12 protein-coding genes are annotated in these 16,804 nt (G+C 63.0%); 9 read left to right on the top strand and 3 right to left on the bottom strand.

Annotated features, from left to right (window positions below; all coding sequences use genetic code 11):
- Positions 1-37 precede the first annotated feature (37 nt).
- Positions 38-829, bottom strand: a complete 792-nt coding sequence (gene gloB / locus AC6H0W_RS10740) for a hydroxyacylglutathione hydrolase (protein ID WP_497577151.1) — start codon at positions 827-829, stop codon at positions 38-40.
- On the opposite strand from gloB, the gene AC6H0W_RS10735 reads away from it, so the two are divergent.
- The 3 genes from AC6H0W_RS10735 to dnaQ are packed head-to-tail and all read left to right on the top strand — an operon-like array spanning position 828 to position 2,752.
- Positions 828-1,565, top strand: coding sequence for a class I SAM-dependent methyltransferase (locus tag AC6H0W_RS10735; protein ID WP_497577150.1), 738 nt, complete (start codon positions 828-830; stop codon positions 1,563-1,565). The two genes, gloB and AC6H0W_RS10735, sit on opposite strands and share 2 nt — an antisense overlap.
- 10 nt (positions 1,566-1,575) lie before the next feature.
- Positions 1,576-2,019 carry a ribonuclease HI gene (gene rnhA / locus AC6H0W_RS10730; RefSeq protein WP_497577149.1) on the top strand — a complete coding sequence of 148 codons (444 nt, stop codon included), beginning with the start codon at positions 1,576-1,578 and terminating at the stop codon, positions 2,017-2,019.
- Between the two features lie 13 nt (positions 2,020-2,032).
- Complete coding sequence (gene dnaQ, locus AC6H0W_RS10725) at positions 2,033-2,752, top strand: DNA polymerase III subunit epsilon (RefSeq protein ID WP_497577148.1); 720 nt, start codon at positions 2,033-2,035, stop codon at positions 2,750-2,752.
- Position 2,753: 1 nt separating this feature from the next.
- Here the strand turns inward: dnaQ and AC6H0W_RS10720 are convergent, their stop codons facing one another.
- Together AC6H0W_RS10720 and mutS are read right to left on the bottom strand one after the other, a co-directional pair.
- A complete protein-coding gene (locus tag AC6H0W_RS10720; RefSeq protein ID WP_497577147.1) occupies positions 2,754-3,506 on the bottom strand; it encodes a spermine/spermidine synthase domain-containing protein in 753 nt (250 codons plus the stop codon).
- Between the two features lie 4 nt (positions 3,507-3,510).
- Positions 3,511-6,099 carry a DNA mismatch repair protein MutS gene (gene mutS / locus AC6H0W_RS10715; RefSeq protein WP_497577146.1) on the bottom strand — a complete coding sequence of 863 codons (2,589 nt, stop codon included), beginning with the start codon at positions 6,097-6,099 and terminating at the stop codon, positions 3,511-3,513.
- Between the two features lie 264 nt (positions 6,100-6,363).
- Here mutS and AC6H0W_RS10710 point away from each other — a divergent pair, with 264 nt between their 5' ends.
- The 6 genes from AC6H0W_RS10710 to AC6H0W_RS10685 all read left to right on the top strand — a co-directional run bounded on the left by AC6H0W_RS10710 (position 6,364) and on the right by AC6H0W_RS10685 (position 16,801).
- The gene (locus AC6H0W_RS10710; RefSeq protein ID WP_497577145.1) at positions 6,364-7,257 is read left to right on the top strand and encodes a helix-turn-helix transcriptional regulator; all 894 of its coding nucleotides are present in this window, start codon (positions 6,364-6,366) and stop codon (positions 7,255-7,257) included.
- Positions 7,258-7,261: 4 nt separating this feature from the next.
- Positions 7,262-9,526, top strand: a complete 2,265-nt coding sequence (locus AC6H0W_RS10705) for a sigma-70 family RNA polymerase sigma factor (protein WP_497577144.1) — start codon at positions 7,262-7,264, stop codon at positions 9,524-9,526.
- Positions 9,527-9,668: 142 nt separating this feature from the next.
- Positions 9,669-11,123, top strand: coding sequence for an ATP-binding protein (locus AC6H0W_RS10700; protein ID WP_497577143.1), 1,455 nt, complete (start codon positions 9,669-9,671; stop codon positions 11,121-11,123).
- The gene (locus AC6H0W_RS10695) at positions 11,120-14,029 is read left to right on the top strand and encodes a Z1 domain-containing protein (protein WP_497577142.1); all 2,910 of its coding nucleotides are present in this window, start codon (positions 11,120-11,122) and stop codon (positions 14,027-14,029) included. Before AC6H0W_RS10700 ends, AC6H0W_RS10695 begins: the two co-directional genes overlap by 4 nt.
- Positions 14,013-15,026, top strand: coding sequence for a PD-(D/E)XK motif protein (locus AC6H0W_RS10690; protein ID WP_497577141.1), 1,014 nt, complete (start codon positions 14,013-14,015; stop codon positions 15,024-15,026). Before AC6H0W_RS10695 ends, AC6H0W_RS10690 begins: the two co-directional genes overlap by 17 nt.
- Complete coding sequence (locus AC6H0W_RS10685; protein WP_497577140.1) at positions 15,023-16,801, top strand: AIPR family protein; 1,779 nt, start codon at positions 15,023-15,025, stop codon at positions 16,799-16,801. Before AC6H0W_RS10690 ends, AC6H0W_RS10685 begins: the two co-directional genes overlap by 4 nt.
- The last annotated feature ends 3 nt before the right edge of the window (positions 16,802-16,804 follow it).

Here is a 16,804-nt window from a genome sequence, read left to right as displayed (position 1 = left end):
GGCCTTGCCGCAGCCCGCCTTGCAGGGCGGCGCTTCTTCAGAAGTTGTCTTTCCAGGCACGCAGACGCGTGAAGCACTCTTGCGTGGTGCGTGGGCGCGAGCCCGTTTCGGCGGCGACGCTGGCGATGACCTCGGCGTGGTCGGCCCGCAGGAAGGGGTTGATCGCACATTCGCGTGCGATGGTGCTGGGCAGTGTCGGCTGGTCTTTTGCGCGCAGGGCTTCGCAGGTTTTCATCCATGCGTCGCGCTCGGCGTTTTTCGGTTCGGCCGCGCGTGCGAAGCGCAGGTTGGCCATCGTGTATTCGTGCGTACAGTAAACGCGCGTATTGCCCGGCAGTGTTTTCAGGCGTTCGAGCGAGCGGTGCAACTGCTCGGCCGTGCCGCCCAGCAAGCGGCCACAGCCGGCCGAAAACAGCGTGTCGCCCGGAAACAGCATGCCGTTGCCGAGGAAGGCAATGTGCGTGGTGGTGTGGCCGGGCACTTCGAGTACCTCGAAGCGCTGGCCGATCTCCGCCAGTTCAACCGAATCACCCTCGGCTACACCCACGGTCACGCCGGCAATGTCGTGTGCTGCCGGGCCGTACACGGGGATGTCGCGCTGCGCGGTGAGGGCGAGGATGCCGCCGGTGTGATCGCTGTGATGATGCGTGATCAGAATTGCGGTAAGGTCGAGCCCGTTATCGCTCAGCCAGCGTTCGACAACACTCGCGTCGCCCGGGTCCACCACGGCAACTTGCTTGCCGCGTTGCAGAACCCAGATGTAGTTGTCGCTGAAGGCAGGTAACGGAAGAACGGCAAGGTCGCCGTGGGTCGAAGCGGGAAAATTCATGTCGTCGAGTGCAAGCCTGTCGGAGTGGTTCGCGGGGCCCCAAGGCGCTTACCTGCTCAGGCAGGAGCAGGAGAGCATCGACGCCGTGGTGGCCGATGTGTTCGGTTATAACGCATTGCAGTTGGGCTTGCCAGCGCACGACCTGCTGCGTGCCAGCCGCATTGCGCACCGCGTCAGCTGCGACAGCCGCTTGCCAGCGGACATTCTGGCCCAGGCCACCGAGCTGCCTTTTGCCACCTCCAGCCTGGATCTGGTGGTGCTGCCGCATGTGCTTGAATTTTCCCGCCATCCGCACCAGATCTTGCGTGAGGTGGAGCGCGTGCTGGTGCCGGAAGGCAGCCTGGTGATCACCGCCTTCAACCCCTTCAGCCTGTACGGCATGCGGCGCATGTGTGCCGGACGGCGCGGCCACCATCCGTGGCGCGGGCATTACTTTTCGGTTCCGCGCCTGCGCGACTGGCTTACACTGCTCGGCTTCGAAACGCCGGCAGCCGGCTTCGGCAGTTTCGCGCCGCCGACGGCCTCTGCCAAATGGCAGCAACGCTGGCAATTTCTCGAACGGGCAGGGCAGCGCTGGTGGCCGGTATGCGGCGGGTTCTTTCTGCTGCACGGCATCAAGCGGGTGCAGGGCATGCGCGTGATCACGCCGCGCTGGCGCGGCAAGAAGGCCCCGGCAAAAGCCTTCGTGCCCATCGCCCGCCACCATCGCCGCCTCAGCCCGACGAACCGGACATGACAGGAATCTGATGCAGGACAGTATCGACATTTTCACCGACGGCGCATGCAGCGGTAACCCCGGCCCCGGCGGCTGGGGCGCGATTTTGCGCTCGGGCCCGCACGAGAAGGAAATCTGGGGCGGTGAGGCCCACACCACGAATAACCGCATGGAGCTGCTGGCCGTGATTCGTGCGCTGGAGCTGCTCAAGCGCCCGGTATCGGCCCGCGTGCATACCGATAGCCAGTACGTGCAGAAAGGCATCTCGGAGTGGATTCACGGCTGGAAAGCACGTGGCTGGAAGACGGCCGCGAAAGAGCCGGTGAAGAACGCGGACCTGTGGCAAGAGCTTGACCGCGCGGCGAGTGCGCACAAGATCCAATGGATCTGGGTGAAGGGCCACGCCGGCCACGTCGAGAACGAGCGGGCCGACGCACTGGCCCGGCGCGGCGTCGAAGCCGTGCGCCGCAACTGAGGAAGCTGCCGCCATGAGACAAGTTCTGCTCGATACCGAAACCACCGGCCTCGACTGGCGCACCGGCCACCGCATCGTCGAGATCGGCTGCGTGGAGATGATCAACCGCAGCCTTACCGGCCGGCACTACCACGTGTATCTGAACCCCGAGCGCGAGATCGATGCCGAGGCCGAAGCGGTGCACGGCATCAGCCTGGATTTTCTCGCCGACAAGCCGAAGTTCGCCGACATTGCAGACGACTTCGAAGAGTTCGTGCGCGGGGCCGAGCTGGTGATCCACAACGCGCCGTTCGACGTCGGCTTTCTCGACAACGAGTTGTCTCTGCTGGGGCGCCAGAAGCTCGCGGTGATCTGCTCGGGCGTCACCGACACGCTGCGCATGGCCAAGGAACAGAACCCTGGCAAGAAAGCCTCGCTCGACGCCTTGTGCGACCGCTACGAAATCGACAACGGCCACCGCACCCTGCACGGCGCCTTGCTGGATGCCGAGATTCTGGCCGAGGTCTATCTGGCGATGACGCGTGGTCAGGAAAGCCTGATCATCGGGCTGGATGACGCCGGCCCGGCACGTGGGGCTGATTCGGGTGCCGTGCTGATCGAGCGCCCGCCGCTGAAAGTGATCCGTGCCGAAGGCAGCGAGCTGGAAGCGCACGAGCGCGTGCTGGGCGAGGTCGCCAAGGCTTCGGGTGGGCGTTGCTTGTGGATGCCGACGGAAGCTGAGGCGAAAGCCTGAGTCAGAGAATCAGGGTGCCGCCCGGCACCTGGCCGGCCTGCTCGAGACGCGAGATGGTGGGCAGTAAGTCGAGGCCGGTGCGCACTTTCAATGCCTTTGCGCGTTCGCGCACATCGGGCAACGGCAATTCAACCACTTCACCCGCTGCGGCAAAGACGATGACGTTGCCGCTGTCGCAAGACGGAAAGGCCAGCACACGGTCTTCGAACACGTCGCAGATGCGCGCCAGACTGGCGTCGAAGCCACGCGCACTGCCGAACAGATTCACGGCCATCAGCCCGCGACTGCTCAGGCGCGCTTTCACCGCCGCGTAGAAGGCTGGCGTGTCGAGCGGGCCACTGCGCGCCTTGGCGTCGTAGCCATCGACCAGTACGTAGTCGAACAGGCGCTCACCTTGCTGCACGTACTCGGCACCGTCACCGATTTCGATGGTGAGCCGTATGTCGGGTTGGGGCAGGGCAAAGAAATGCCGTGCGGCGGCCACCACGCGCGGCTCGATCTCGACCACGGTCAACCGCGTCTGCGGGCAATGGTGATGGATGAACTTGGCGATGGAGCCGGGGCCCAGGCCGATGGCCAGCGCATTGCGTGGCCAGTCTTCGTCGTGCAGCAACAGCCCGGCCATCATTTCGCGCGTGTATTGCAGCTCCAGCGCGTTGGGGTCGCGGATGCGCATCGCACCCTGAATCCAGTCTGAGCCGAAGTGCAGGTAACGCACGCCGGCTTGTTCGCTTACGTCGATATGTGTGGCCACGGTGTCAGAGCAGGCGCTTGAGCAGGTACAGCCGCTCCAGCGCGTCGCGCGGGGTCAGGCTGTCGGGGTCGATCTCGTCGAGCGCGGTGAGGGCAGGGTGGGACAGCGCCTCGGGCTCGTCATCGGGCAGATCGGCAAACAGATCGGATTGCGGGCCGCCGCCGATCTCACGGTTTTCCAGCGCACGCAGGCGCTTGCGCGCTTCGCGGATCACCGGCGCCGGCACGCCGGCCAATGCAGCCACCTCGATCCCGTAGCTCTGGCTTGCGGGGCCTTCTTCCACGGCGTGCAGGAACACGATGCGATGGCCGTGCTCGACCGCATCCAGGTGCACGTTCACGCACTCCGGGAAGTCGGTGTTGAGACGCGTCAGTTCGAAATAGTGGGTGGCGAACAGCGTCTGGCAGCAGTTGTTGGCAAGCAGATGGCGCGCAATCGAGAACGCCAGCGCGAGGCCGTCGAACGTGGACGTGCCGCGGCCGATTTCGTCCATCAGCACCAGGCTGTGCTCGGTTGCGCCATGCAGGATGGCCGCGGCCTCGGTCATTTCGACCATGAAGGTGGAGCGGCCGGAAGCGAGGTCGTCCGAAGCGCCGATGCGCGTGAAAATGGCGTCGGTCGGGCCGATGCGCGCTGCGGCAGCCGGCACGAAGGCGCCCACGTGCGCCAGCAGGGCAATCAGCGCCACCTGGCGCATGAAGGTTGATTTACCGCCCATGTTCGGGCCGGTGATCATCAGCATGCGGCGCGTGGGGCCGAGGCGGCAGTCGTTGGCGATGAAGTTCTCGACCTCGCGCTCGACCACCGGATGGCGACCACGCTCGATCTCCAGCCCAGGCTGATCGACGAACACCGGGCGGCTGTAGTTGTAGCGCAGGGCGATTTCGCCGAAAGCGCCGAGGCCATCGAGCAGGGCCAGCGCACGCGCGATGCGCTGCAGCGCGGGGATCTCGCCGGCCAGTGCTTCGAGCACCTCTTCGTACAACATCTTTTCGCGTGCCAGCGCGCGGTCCTGCGCCGACAGCGCCTTGTCTTCGAAGGCTTTGAGCTCGGGCGTGATGTAACGCTCGGCGTTCTTCAGTGTCTGGCGACGGCGATAGTCGTCCGGCACCTTTTCGGCGTTGGCGCGGCTGACTTCGATGTAGAAGCCATGCACGCGGTTGTATTCGACCTTGAGCCCGGCAATGCCGCTGCGCTCACGCTCGCGCGCTTCCAGCGTCATCAGGAATTCACCGCAGTTGCTCTGGATGCCGCGCAGCTCGTCCAGCTCGGCGTCAAAGCCCGGCGCGATCACGCTGCCGTCGCGCACCATGGCGGCCGGCTCGGTGTCGATGGCGCGGGCGAGCAGCTCGAAGGCGCCGTCCGGTCGGTCGAGGTGGCTGCGAATGCCGGCGAGCAGTTCGGAATCTGTATCGCCAATGGCGGCCTGCAAAGCTGGCAGCGCGGCCAGCGCATCGCGCAGGGCCGACAGATCGCGCGGGCGCGCACTGCGCAGCGCCACGCGGGCGGTGATGCGGTCTACGTCCGCGATGCCTTTGAGTGCCGTGCGCACGTCGCCAAGGCGGCGTCCGTCGCCTTCGCCGATCAGTTCCGCAACGGCGGCGTGGCGTTGAGCGGCCAGCGCGCGATCACGCAAGGGGTGGTGCAGCGCGTGGCGCAGCCAGCGCGAGCCCATGCTGGTGGCGCAACAATCGAGCAGTGACAGCAGCGTGGGCGAAGCCTCGCCGCGCAGGGTTTCGGTGAGTTCGAGGTTGCGGCGCGTGGCGGCATCCAGGCGCAGATAGGCCGACTCGCGCTCGACGTGTAGCGTGGTGACGTGCTCAAGCGTCTGCCGCTGTGTGCCGCGAGCGTATTCGAACAAGGCGGCCAACGCGGCCAGGCCGGTATCGAGCTCTTCCGCGCCAAAGCCGGCGAGGTCTTGCGTGCCGAAATGGCCGGTGAGCAGGCGTGCGCCGTTGCCGGCGTCGAACTGCCATTCGGGCAGGCGACGCGGGGGCGGGTTGAGGCTATTGAGGAACGGCAGGCTGAGCCCGTCGGGAATCAGCACTTCGGCCGGGCGCAGGCGTTCGAATTGGCTCTGCAGTTGTTCGGCCGGGCACTCCATGGCGCGCAGGTCACCGTTGGCGAGGTTGAGCCACGCGAGCCCCAGCGTGCCGCGCTGCAGGCTCAACGCCAGGAGCAGCGCGTCGCGCCGGTCATCCAGCAGAGCCGCGTCGGTGAGCGTGCCGGGCGTGACGATGCGGCTCACCGCACGCTCCATCGGCCCTTTGGTGGCACCGGGCTCGCCGACCTGTTCGGCGATCACCACCGATTCGCCCATTTTCACCAGCCGCGCCAGATACTGCTCGACGGCGTGGAAAGGCACGCCGGCCATCTTGATCGGCTGGCCGCTGGACTTGCCACGCGTGGTCAACGTGATGTCGAGCAGGCGCGCGGCTTTTTCGGCATCGTCGAAGAACAGCTCGTAGAAGTCCCCCATGCGATAGAACAGCATCAGGTCGGGGTACTGCGCCTTCAGGCGCAGGTACTGCTGCATCATCGGCGTGTGGTTCTTGAACTCGCCATCCTCCGACAGTTTTTGTTCTATTTTCATATCAATTCAATAATTTGACGTATCTTTGATTCGCCGTTCCGTTGGCGGGGCCTGACTCGCGCAGCGGGTTACCAGCTTTCTTCTCGTCCCCTAGTTTCCGGCAATCCGGCGAAGGTGGGTGTTTTTCGTCGTTCTTAATAGTGCATTGTAATGCGCGAGGAACTTCGCGCGACCTCTTGTCCTAATCAAAAAGATCAGGATCTATACAGTTTTTAGGTACGTCTGTAGAATCGATTGTCATGATAGAGCTATGAGAAGAATTCGTTGGAAACGAACCTTGAAGAGGTGAGTGGAGCGCAGCGTGAGCGGCTCGCCTACGTAGATTTCAGACTTTTCTTCTTGGGCGAGGTGTCTCGCGCGGACCTCTCCGGAAGGTTCGACGTGGCACCGGCCGTGGCGACGCGGGATCTCGCACGCTATCGAACGATCGCCCCGAACAACATACGCTTCGACGGAAGCTCCAAGACCTATCGCGTGACCGAAGATTTCAGGCCCCTGTTCGAGCACGCCCTAGACCGCGCCCTGTCGGCTCTGTCGAAGGGCTTCGGGGACGGACTGGGAGGCTCGGCGAGCGCTCTGATCCCCTGCGAGTATCCCGCTCCGATAAACCGTCCTGCCATCGAGGTCCTTGCGGCGGTTACGCGGGCCGTCGCCGGAAGGCGCGTTCTGTCCGTTTCCTACGTCTCTTCTTTCAGCGGAGTGACCGAGCGCGAGATCGTCCCGCTCGCTCTCGCCGACAACGGTCTGCGGTGGCACGTCCGGGCATTCGATCGGAGAACCTCTTCGTTTCGAGACTTTGTCCTGACTCGCGTAAGAGGCGTTCGCGTTCTGTCCGAGAGTCCGTTGCCGGAAGAGTCGGTCGAGTGCGACGTCCAGTGGTCACGCGAGGTCGAGATGGAGGTCGTTCCTCATCCCGACTTTCCGCGCTCCGAACTCGCCGCCCTAGACTATCCAATGACGGACGGGGTCCTGCGCATCCGGGTAAAGGCCGCCTTAGCGGGCTACGTCCTGAGACGATGGAGCGTCGACTGCTCCGAGAGCCATTCACTGCGAGGTCCAGAGTATCGCCTCTGGCTGCGGAATCGCTCCGCGCTGGATGACGTCGACAGCGCTTCCATCGCCCCGGGCTATCTTCCGGAGGAGAATGGCCGTGGATAGTCCCGTGAGGAAGCTCAACCCGCTGCTGCGCCTCGCTGCAATCTCGGGCGTCGAGACGGCTATCAAGCTGCACATTCGCCGAGGCGACGACCTCGACGCACGGGACGGCTCGGGCGCGACACCTTTGATCTTGGCGGCGGGCAAGCGCAGGAAGGGAGCGGTCAGGCTGCTTCTGGATGCCGGGGCAAACCCGACGCTCGCCGACCCGTGTGGAATGGACGCGCTGGCTCACGCCCTCAAAGGCGGCTGCTCCGAGACCATCGCCGTTCTGGCGGAGGCGGTCGCGCGTCTCCCCGCGCCGGAACCTTCGTCTGAACCCGTCGCCGAGAGCGCCAAGCCGACCGTCGAGGAGGTCGAGAGCGTTCCAGACGGCGATCTTGAGGCACCGCCTCCCACGGTCGAAACGCCCCAGGCCGAAGCTCCTCCCGTTTCCGAAGAGGTTGCCGAGACCGTCGCTCAGGCCGACGACGTCCCCCAGCCGACGGAGTTCGTGGAGTCTTCCGTCGGCACGCCCGAGATTTCGAAAGAGCCGGTCACCGAACCCCCGTCCTGGGGGAAACCAAACGTACTCGCGCTGGACGACGCGCCTCAAGAAGACGTCCTCGCCGACGACTGGGAGGCCGAGGAGGAGGTATCCGCCCCGGAGGGCGACGAGACCGTCGCCGAGGCGGCCAGACAGGTTCACGAGGCCATCGGACGCCACAAAGTCGTCGACCGCGACGAGGACTGGGGGGACGTCGATCTTCATCTCCCGGTCAGAGCCGCTCCGCTAGTCCGGGACGAGGGCGGCGGGACCGTCAGAGAGCTGCTGCTTGCCGCTCTGCGCGAGGGAATGGTCTCGGAGGAGCATCTCATCGACGTCTGCTCGAACGCGGACGGCACCCGCAACGAGGAGGCCGAGAGGCTTCTTGCGTTCGTGGCGGGAGAACTCGGGGCGGCCGTCGTCGAATGGACCGGCTCGGACGAGGAACCCTTCCTGTCGGAGGCCTCCATGGAGGAGGACCGTCTTCTGACGGAGGCCGCCGAGTTCGCCGAGGACCTCGCCTCCGGACGCAACGACCCGTTCAGGTTCTTCGCGAAGGGCATTCGAGGAGACCTTCTCGACGCCGAGGAGGAGATCGCCCTAGGAAGGGAGATGGAGGAGGCCGGTCGAACGGCGCTTTCCGCTCTCGCCTCGTGGCCCGAGGGTCTGTCCGCCGTATTCGACGCCGCCGACCGGGTCGCCTCGGGAGAGGCCGACGCCGAGTCCTTCACGGCTGGTCCGGAGCCTTCGTCCGACGAGGACCCCGTCTCGCGATCGGTTGGTACGGCGGAGGACGAGGAGGACGAGTCCGAACTCGACGAGGAGGCCGCCTTCTTCGTGAACGCCGTCGCCGCCGTGAGAGCCTGTCGGGGCGACGCTAGCAGGGCTGCGGAGGCCTTGGAGGAGGCTCGACTGACGCGCGGCTTCCTCATGGAACTGGCCGACCAGGCCGGCGCGGGCCGAGCCGGGCGCGACTTCGTCGAGGCTCTCTCTCGCCAGGCAAAGGCTCGGGAGCGCATGATTCTCTGCAACCTCCGGCTCGCCCTGTCCATCGCCAAGAAGCATCTCTGGTCGGGCATTCCGTTCGACGATCTCGTCCAGGAGGCCAATATCGGCCTCATGAAGGCGGTCGAGCGCTACGACTGGCGCAGAGGATTCCGCTTCTCCACCTACGCGACCTGGTGGATTCGTCAGCAGGTATCGAGGTCGATCGCCGACACGGGGCGAGTCGTCAGGGCGCCCGTCCACATTCAGGAGACGGCTCGGAAGATTCTGCGCGAGCGGGATTCCGCAGGGGCCCGCCTCGGTCGCCCCGAGACGGATTCGGAGACCGCGCGACGAATCGGCATGCCACTCGCCAAGACCCAAATGCTCCTCGCCATGTTCGAGGATGCGGTCTCCCTGAACGAAGTCGATCCGGACTCGGGCCTGTCGATGGCGGAAGGTCTCATCGACGAAAGGACTTCGGACCCGGCGGACGTCGCGGAGAGCGCCTCGCTGCGCGGGACCCTTCTCGGAATGCTGGGAGACCTCGACGAAAGGGCACGGGAGGTCATTCTTCTGCGCTTCGGCCTCATGGACGACGACGCGATGACTCTCGAGGAGGTCGGTCAGCATTTCGGCGTGACGCGCGAGCGCATCCGTCAGATCGAGGCGAAGACGATGCGCAGACTGTCTCTTCCGAACAAGCGGGATGTTCTGTGGCCCTTCATGGGAGAGGGATACGCGCCGAGGGCGGCGAGTTGAGAATCGTCGCTCCGTTCGCCTCTCCCCCGAACGTCAGGGCGTTCGGCCGCAGGCTTCTAGTCTCGGGCTTCCGCAAGATCCAGAAGGACGTATTCGCCAAATGACTCAGGGAACAAGACACGCCCCGCCGAAGGCCGGCGCGATGATGGAGGCCCTGCGGGGTCTCGGATACTCGACCGCCGCCGCTCTGGCCGACGTCGTGGACAACTCGATATCCGCCGGTGCCTCCGAGGTTCGTCTGCGCTTCGACTGGGAGGGACAGGCCAGTCGGATCTCAATTCTCGACGACGGTCGCGGCATGAGCGACCCCGAGCTCGAAGCCGCGATGACGCTGGGGACCATCAATCCGCTCGACGAACGGGCTCCGACCGACCTCGGACGCTTCGGACTCGGCCTGAAGACGGCCTCCTTCTCGCAGTGTCGCAGTCTCACCGTCGCCTCGAAGCGCGAGGGAGGGCCGCTGGTCTGTCTGCGCTGGGACCTCGACGCCATAGCCTCGGACCCGGAGGGTGGATGGCGCATGTTCGAGGGTCCCGCCGAGGGCTCCGAGCGCTTTCTGGAGCCTCTTTCGGCCCTGCGCTCGGGGACCCTCGTCCTTTGGGAGTGTATGGATCGCGTGGTTACGGCGGGTTCTACTCTTGACCACTTCGCGGATTTGGTCGACGACGTCGAGTGTCGTCTAGCGATGATTTTTCATCGCCTAATCGAAAGCCCTCGACCGGATTTTCGTCTGTTAATAAACGACAGACCGGTTTCCCCTTGGGATCCTTTCATGACCGGTCATCCAGCGAAAGCCATGGAGTCCCCGGTCGAAAAAAAGAGCACCCCGTCCGGTGTTCTTCAAGTTCAATGCCACGTGCTTCCCCACAAAGACAAACTTTTGGATGACGAGTTTCAACGAGCCGGGGGGCCGGAAGGCTGGACGTCCCAGCAGGGCTTCTACGTCTACCGAAACAAGCGCCTCCTGCTGGCTGGAGGATGGCTCGGCCTCGGTAAGGGCAGGGCGTGGAATAGGGAGGAGTCGCATCGTCTGGCCCGGATCAGGGTGGATATTCCGAACTCCGCCGACGCCGACTGGAAGATAGACGTGAGGAAGTCGACGGCACGTCCTCCAGTCTACGCCCGCTCATGGCTGACGGGGCTGGCGGAGACGACTCGAGAGAAGGCGCGCAAGGTCTTCGCGTTCAGAGGATCGCCCACGCCGGGTCTCGGCGGCGCTCCGATTGAGCAGGCATGGCGGGTCGAGCATCTGCGCAGCGGCGTCAGATATCGGATTCATGAGGGACATCCCGCCGTGGCCGCCGTCATCGAGGCCTGTGGAGAGCGTAAGGAACTCGTGAGGGCGATGCTTCGCGTGGTGGAGGAGACCGTGCCGGTCCAACGCATCTGGCTCGATACCGCGGAGAACAAAGACACCCCGAGAACAGGATTCGAGGGAGAGCCGAACGAGGCCGTCATAGAAGTCGCAACCGTCCTCTTCGAAGACCTGCTCACGCGCAAAGGTCTGACTGTCGAAGAGGCGCGAAAGGCGATGCTGAGGACCGAGCCATTCCAGAAATACCCCTCGCTGATCGAAAATCTAGGGAGAAGTGAATGAACGAGACGGGAGACGCGGCAGTACGGTCAGAGCTACTGGAAAATGTGGTCGCCACCGCTCAGCGGCTAGTGAAGGCAGAGAAGGACAAGTCCAAGATAACTCCCGCGTTTATAGCGGAGAAGGTTAGTCGGGCGACAATGATGTTCGCCGGCGACTCCCCGCACTTGGTCGATCAGAACCAGGCCGTCGCGGTACTGATTCAGCGTTTCAGCCACAAAATCGGCAAGTCCACCACGATGAAAAACGATACGGATCACGTGGAATGGCTCTTTGCGTCTCGAAAACGAGACTGGCACTACTGGCGTAGGTATCGGGACTATTTGGAGGCCAAGCTATCGGACGTCGTGGTCGATGGCATCGACGAGGCCACCGAGGACATCCTTAAACTCCTTGAGGACCCTAAAAGAACGGATCCGTGGGACCGCCGTGGTTTGGTCGTCGGCCATGTTCAATCCGGTAAGACCAGCAACTATTCGGGACTCATCTGCAAGGCTGCCGACGCAGGCTACAAAATCATCATCGTTCTCGCTGGGATGCACAACAACTTACGATCGCAAACGCAGATGCGACTGGAAGAGAGTTTTCTCGGCTACGAGACTACCGTCGATCGCGACCCGGGCATGCCGATTGGAGTAGCGGAGTTCGGCGAGGATTTGAAGACGAACTCAGCTACCACGCGCGCCGAGAACGGTGATTTCAGCAAAGCCATCGCAAAGCACTTTCACGGGATATCTCCCGAGGAGCGCCCATGGCTTTTCGTCGTCAAGAAACAGAAAACCGTTCTCACCGCTCTGCTGCAATGGATTAGCACCCGGGTAGCGGACAGCACAGACGCGAGCGACGGCAGAAAGCTCGTCACGAAGCTACCGCTCCTAATGATCGACGACGAGGCCGATAACGCCTCGGTTGATACGGGAGAGCAGATATTCAAGGACGACGGCACTCCGGATGAGGAGCATCAGCCGAAGACCATCAACAGTCTAATTCGGCAGATCCTTCACGCTTTCACCAGAAAGGCCTATGTCGGCTATACCGCCACCCCTTTCGCCAATATCTTCATCCATCACAAAGGGGCCACCCTCAAGGAGGGCGCGGACCTCTTTCCTCGCTCCTTCATCATCAATCTGGCTGCTCCGTCCAACTATGTCGGACCGGCCAGGATGTTCGGCAGGATGACGCCCGAAGGTCGAGTCGGGGCTCTTCCCCTCGCAAGGGATATTCATGACCACTACGACCAGCAGTCGGATTCGGGTTGGATGCCACCAAAGCATAAGAAGACGCATCAGCCCACTTACGGCGGCGAGGAAGAGATTCCGCCGTCTTTGCGAGAGGCTATCTGCTCGTTCGTCCTGGCATGCGCTGCCCGCGAACTGCGAGGCCAGGGAAATCAGCACAGTTCCATGCTGATTCACGTCACCCGCTTCGTGGATGTCCAGAGGCACGTGCGCGAGCAGGTGGAGAAAACCGTGCGCCGCATGCGGCAGCGAATCACGCGCGGGATAGGTGCGGAGGAAACGTTGGCTCAGTTGCGCGAACTTTGGGAGGACGACTTCCTACCCGTTCGCGATCAGGTCACGGAACTCTCGCCGGAAGAGGAGCGTCCCCAGGCGATGCCTGCCTGGAATCAGGTTCTCACGGTTCTTCCGGATGTTCTCGAGGATATAGAGGTTCGCTCAATCAACGGAACGGCCAAGGACGCGCTGGACTATGCGAAACCCGGTGCGGCGCAGAAAGTGATCGCGGTCGGAGGAGACAAGCTCGCGCGGGGACTTACGCTCGAAGGCCTTTGCGTCAGCTATTTCGTGCGCACGACCAAGATGTACGACACGCTCATGCAGATGGGGCGCTGGTTCGGCTATCGTCCTGGCTATCTCGACTTGTGTCGGCTCTATACATCTCCGGATCTGGTTAGGTGGTTCGGCCATATCGCAGACGCTTCGGAGGAACTGCGAGAAGAGTTCGACTTCATGGCCGAGGCGAATCTGACCCCCGAGCAATACGGACTCAAAGTGATGTCGCATGAAGTGCTGACCGTCACGTCGCCTTTAAAGATGCGCAACGCCCAGACGCTCTCCCTTACTTACAGCGCGACGAGACCACAGACCATCCTCTTTCATCGCGACGCCACGATACAGCAGCAGAATCTCGACGCCACGGACGCGCTGGTCGCGTCGCTTGGAAGTCAGTGGGAGGAGAACATCAAATACGAACGCGACGGGGAGCTTGACTCATGGCCCTGTTCTCGTCTCTGGCGAAACGTGGACGCGTCCAAAGTTCTGGCGTTTCTAGGGGCGTACGCCACGCATCCGAACGCTACAAGCGCGAAGTCTGCCGTTCTGTCCGAGTTCATCTCGAAGATGGTGGATACCGGACAACTCGAGAAATGGAGCGTCGCGCTGCTGGGGGGCGGCAACGGGGCGGGCGACGAGCACGTTTTCCCCGGCGGTTCTACTTCGAACAGCTATTTCATCCGCAAAACGGAGGATCCGGAAGAGGTCGAGCGACAGGATCCGAAGAACTTCGCTATCGGCGTGCTGACGGATCCGAAGGACGAAGGGATCGACATCGACGACGACATCTGGCGCGAAGCCTTAGATTTGACCCGCGCCGCTTGGAAACCCGAACCCGCTCGTGGACGCGTCAATCAGCCTAGCTTTCCTAGCGGTAAAGGCATCCGCGAGACGCGCGGGAAACTCGGCGGTGATGCCGACCGTGGGCTTCTTCTGCTTTACCCCCTCTCGCCTTACTTCTACAAGGACAAGAAGACCGAGAGGCTGATCGTCCCCGGATGGAGCAAACCAATCATGGCGTTTGCCATCGCGTTCCCTGCAAGTGAGAGGGCGATCAAGGTGGAGTACGAAGTCAATCTCCTCTATTGGATGCAGGAATATGGCCCGTCCGAGTAAAGAGTTCGTTCTGGCTTGGTCGTCGCTCTTCTGCGACGACGAAGCTCCCGGCTGGCAGGCCATCTCTCTTCCGTCGGCCGGCCCCGTCGAGGTGCAGGTGGGGCGGCGTTCGCCTGACAACGCGGAGGCGGTGCTTTTCTGCTTCCCGACGGCGAGTCTGCCACGCTCCGAGCGGTTGCCGGAGGGCAAGGGGTTCTTGGTCGAGAGAGCGGATTTGAACGGCCATGACGGGCTCCGATTGGCTCTTACTCGTCAGGCGGCCGGAAGCTCGGAGCTATTCGCCTGCATGGCCTGCGACGTCGTTGGTACGATAGATGACGCGGCGGAGGAAGGGGCTTCGGAGTCCAGACTTTTGAAAACTTTTCTGGGACGGGTGCGAGCTTGGCAGCAGTTCATGTCGCGCGGAGCAGGGCCTCTCAGTCCGGAGGCGGAGCTTGGTCTCGTCGGAGAACTCTACTTCATGGCGCAGTTTCTAGATGCAGGAGTTTCTCCCGAGAGCGTACTTAGAGGATGGGTCGGACCGGACGACGCGCCGCAGGACTTCCTCCTCGGGCAGGGGGCTGTCGAGGTTAAGGCGACCATGTCCTCGTCGGGGTTCCCGGTGAAGATCGGCTCGCTGGAACAGTTAGACGACGCCGTCGCGTCCCCCTTGTTTCTCGCCGCCGTCAGGTTCGCCAGAACCGAGGGAGGAGCGACTCTTCCTGAGATGGTCGCCGAGGTCGAGCATCGACTCGCGAATGAATCCGGGGTGATTGAAATCCTGCGCGAGCGACTCATGATCGCAGGCTATGCCGACGCGCACGCCGGCCAGTACTCCCGAAGGTTCGAGCCGAAGGAGAGACGGTTTCTCTCCGTATCGGAGGGCTTTCCTCGACTGACGCCCGGAGTAGTCCCGGCCGCCGTGACTCGCGCCCTCTACGAAATCAATCTGGACCACGCCGGAGACTTTCTGCGCGACTTCGACGTGGTCCTCTCGCAACTAGGAGAGACCCAATGACGATAGACGACTTTCTCGCGGAGATGCGCGCCGACATCGCGACCCAGATGGGCGAAGGGGCGTCCTTCTCTGAGGAGGTGTTCTGCGAGGTGGTCATGCAGCACCTCGTCGACGTCGGCATGACTTCCGATCCGGTCGGTTGCCACTACCAGGCGACGGTCGGCAGAACGAATCTGAAACTGAGCGGCTATGCGATGTCGGAAGATATCGAGCAGCTTGATTTGTTTGTCAGCCTTTTTAAAGGCGTCGATACGATCACTCCTGTCTCCGAGCAAGACCTGAAAACGAGCGCCCAGCAATGCGTTCGCTTTCTTGAACTATGCGCAAACGGGAGACTTGAAAAGGAGTTGGACGACTCTCACGAAGCACGCTCTCTGGCGACTATCATTCACGAGAAGTACGACGAGCTTCAACAGGTTCGTATTTTCGTGCTCACAGACGGAATAACGAAATCCAAAAGTTTCAAGACTCGCGAAATCGGAGGTAAGTCCGTACGCCTCGAAGTCATGGACATCGAACGGCTCTTCCGGCATCGCTCCGAGGGCAAGCCCCGCGACGAGCTCGTCATCGATTTTAACGAGGTCTCCGGCTCGCCGCTTCCATGCGTCTTCGTGCCGGGCGAGACGGGGGATTACGACTACGCGCTCACCGCCGTCCCCGGCGAGGCTCTGCGCCACATCTACGAGAAGTTCGGTCCCAGGCTGCTGGAAGCCAACGTGCGCTCGTTCCTGAGTGTCAAGGCCAAGGGCGTGAACGCCGGTATTCAGAGTACGCTGCGCTCCGCTCCCGAGCGGTTCATGGCCTTCAATAACGGCATCGTCTTGGTCGCCGACGAGATGAGCCTCTCGCGGGCCGAGGACGGCTCTCCCGGCATCGTCTGGCTTCGGGGAATGCAGATTGTGAACGGGGGACAGACCACTGCCTCTCTCTTTTTCGCGAAGAAGAAGTATCCCGATACAGACCTGAGCAAGGTCCGCGTGCCCGCGAAAATCATCGTCATGAAGGAGGAGGACCCGGCGAAGGAGGAGGCTCTGGTCTCCGACATCTCACGCTACGCGAACTCCCAGAACGCCGTGCGGCAGTCCGACTTGTCGGCGAACAAGCCCTTCCACGTGGACGTCGAACGACTCTCCCTGACGGTCTACTGCCCCGACGGGGTCGGACGCTGGTTCTACGAGCGGGCGGCGGGCAGCTACAACACCCTTCTGTCGCGCGAGGGCACGACCCCGGCCCGCCTGAAAGCCCTGAAGGAATCCGTGCCGGCCTCTCGCAAGATAACCAAGACGGAGTTGGCGAAATACCTGATGGCCTGGGACGCCAGACCCGACGTCGTCAGCCTTGGAACGCAGAAGTGCTTCGACCGCTTCATGACGGGCATTGCCGAGGCTGAGGCTGCGGGAGCGCCCTTCGTGCCGGACCCGACCTTCTTCAAGGCGCTGGTGGCCAAGGCTCTCGTGTTCAAGGCCGTCCACAAGACCGCGCGGCCGCTCGTCTCCGCCTTCCTGGCGAACGTCGCCGCCTACACGGTTGCCGTCGTCGCGCTCTCCTATCGCGACGCGTTCGATCTCGAGAAGGTCTGGCGCAACCAAGGCGTTTCGTACCAGTTCCTAGAGCAGGTCGAGATATGGGCGCGGGAGGTGAACGAGCGCCTACACGAGACCGCGAACGGCAAGATGATTTCCGAGTGGGCCAAGCGGCCCGAGTGCAGAGAGGCGATGTTCGCCCGTCCGTTCTCCCCGCCGTCCGTGGACGTTCCCGAAGCTCCCCGGGGCTGAGTC

The sequence above is a fragment of the Pseudazoarcus sp. NS20 genome (genome assembly GCF_059703745.1).
This window is presented reverse-complemented; position numbering and strand designations above follow the sequence as displayed.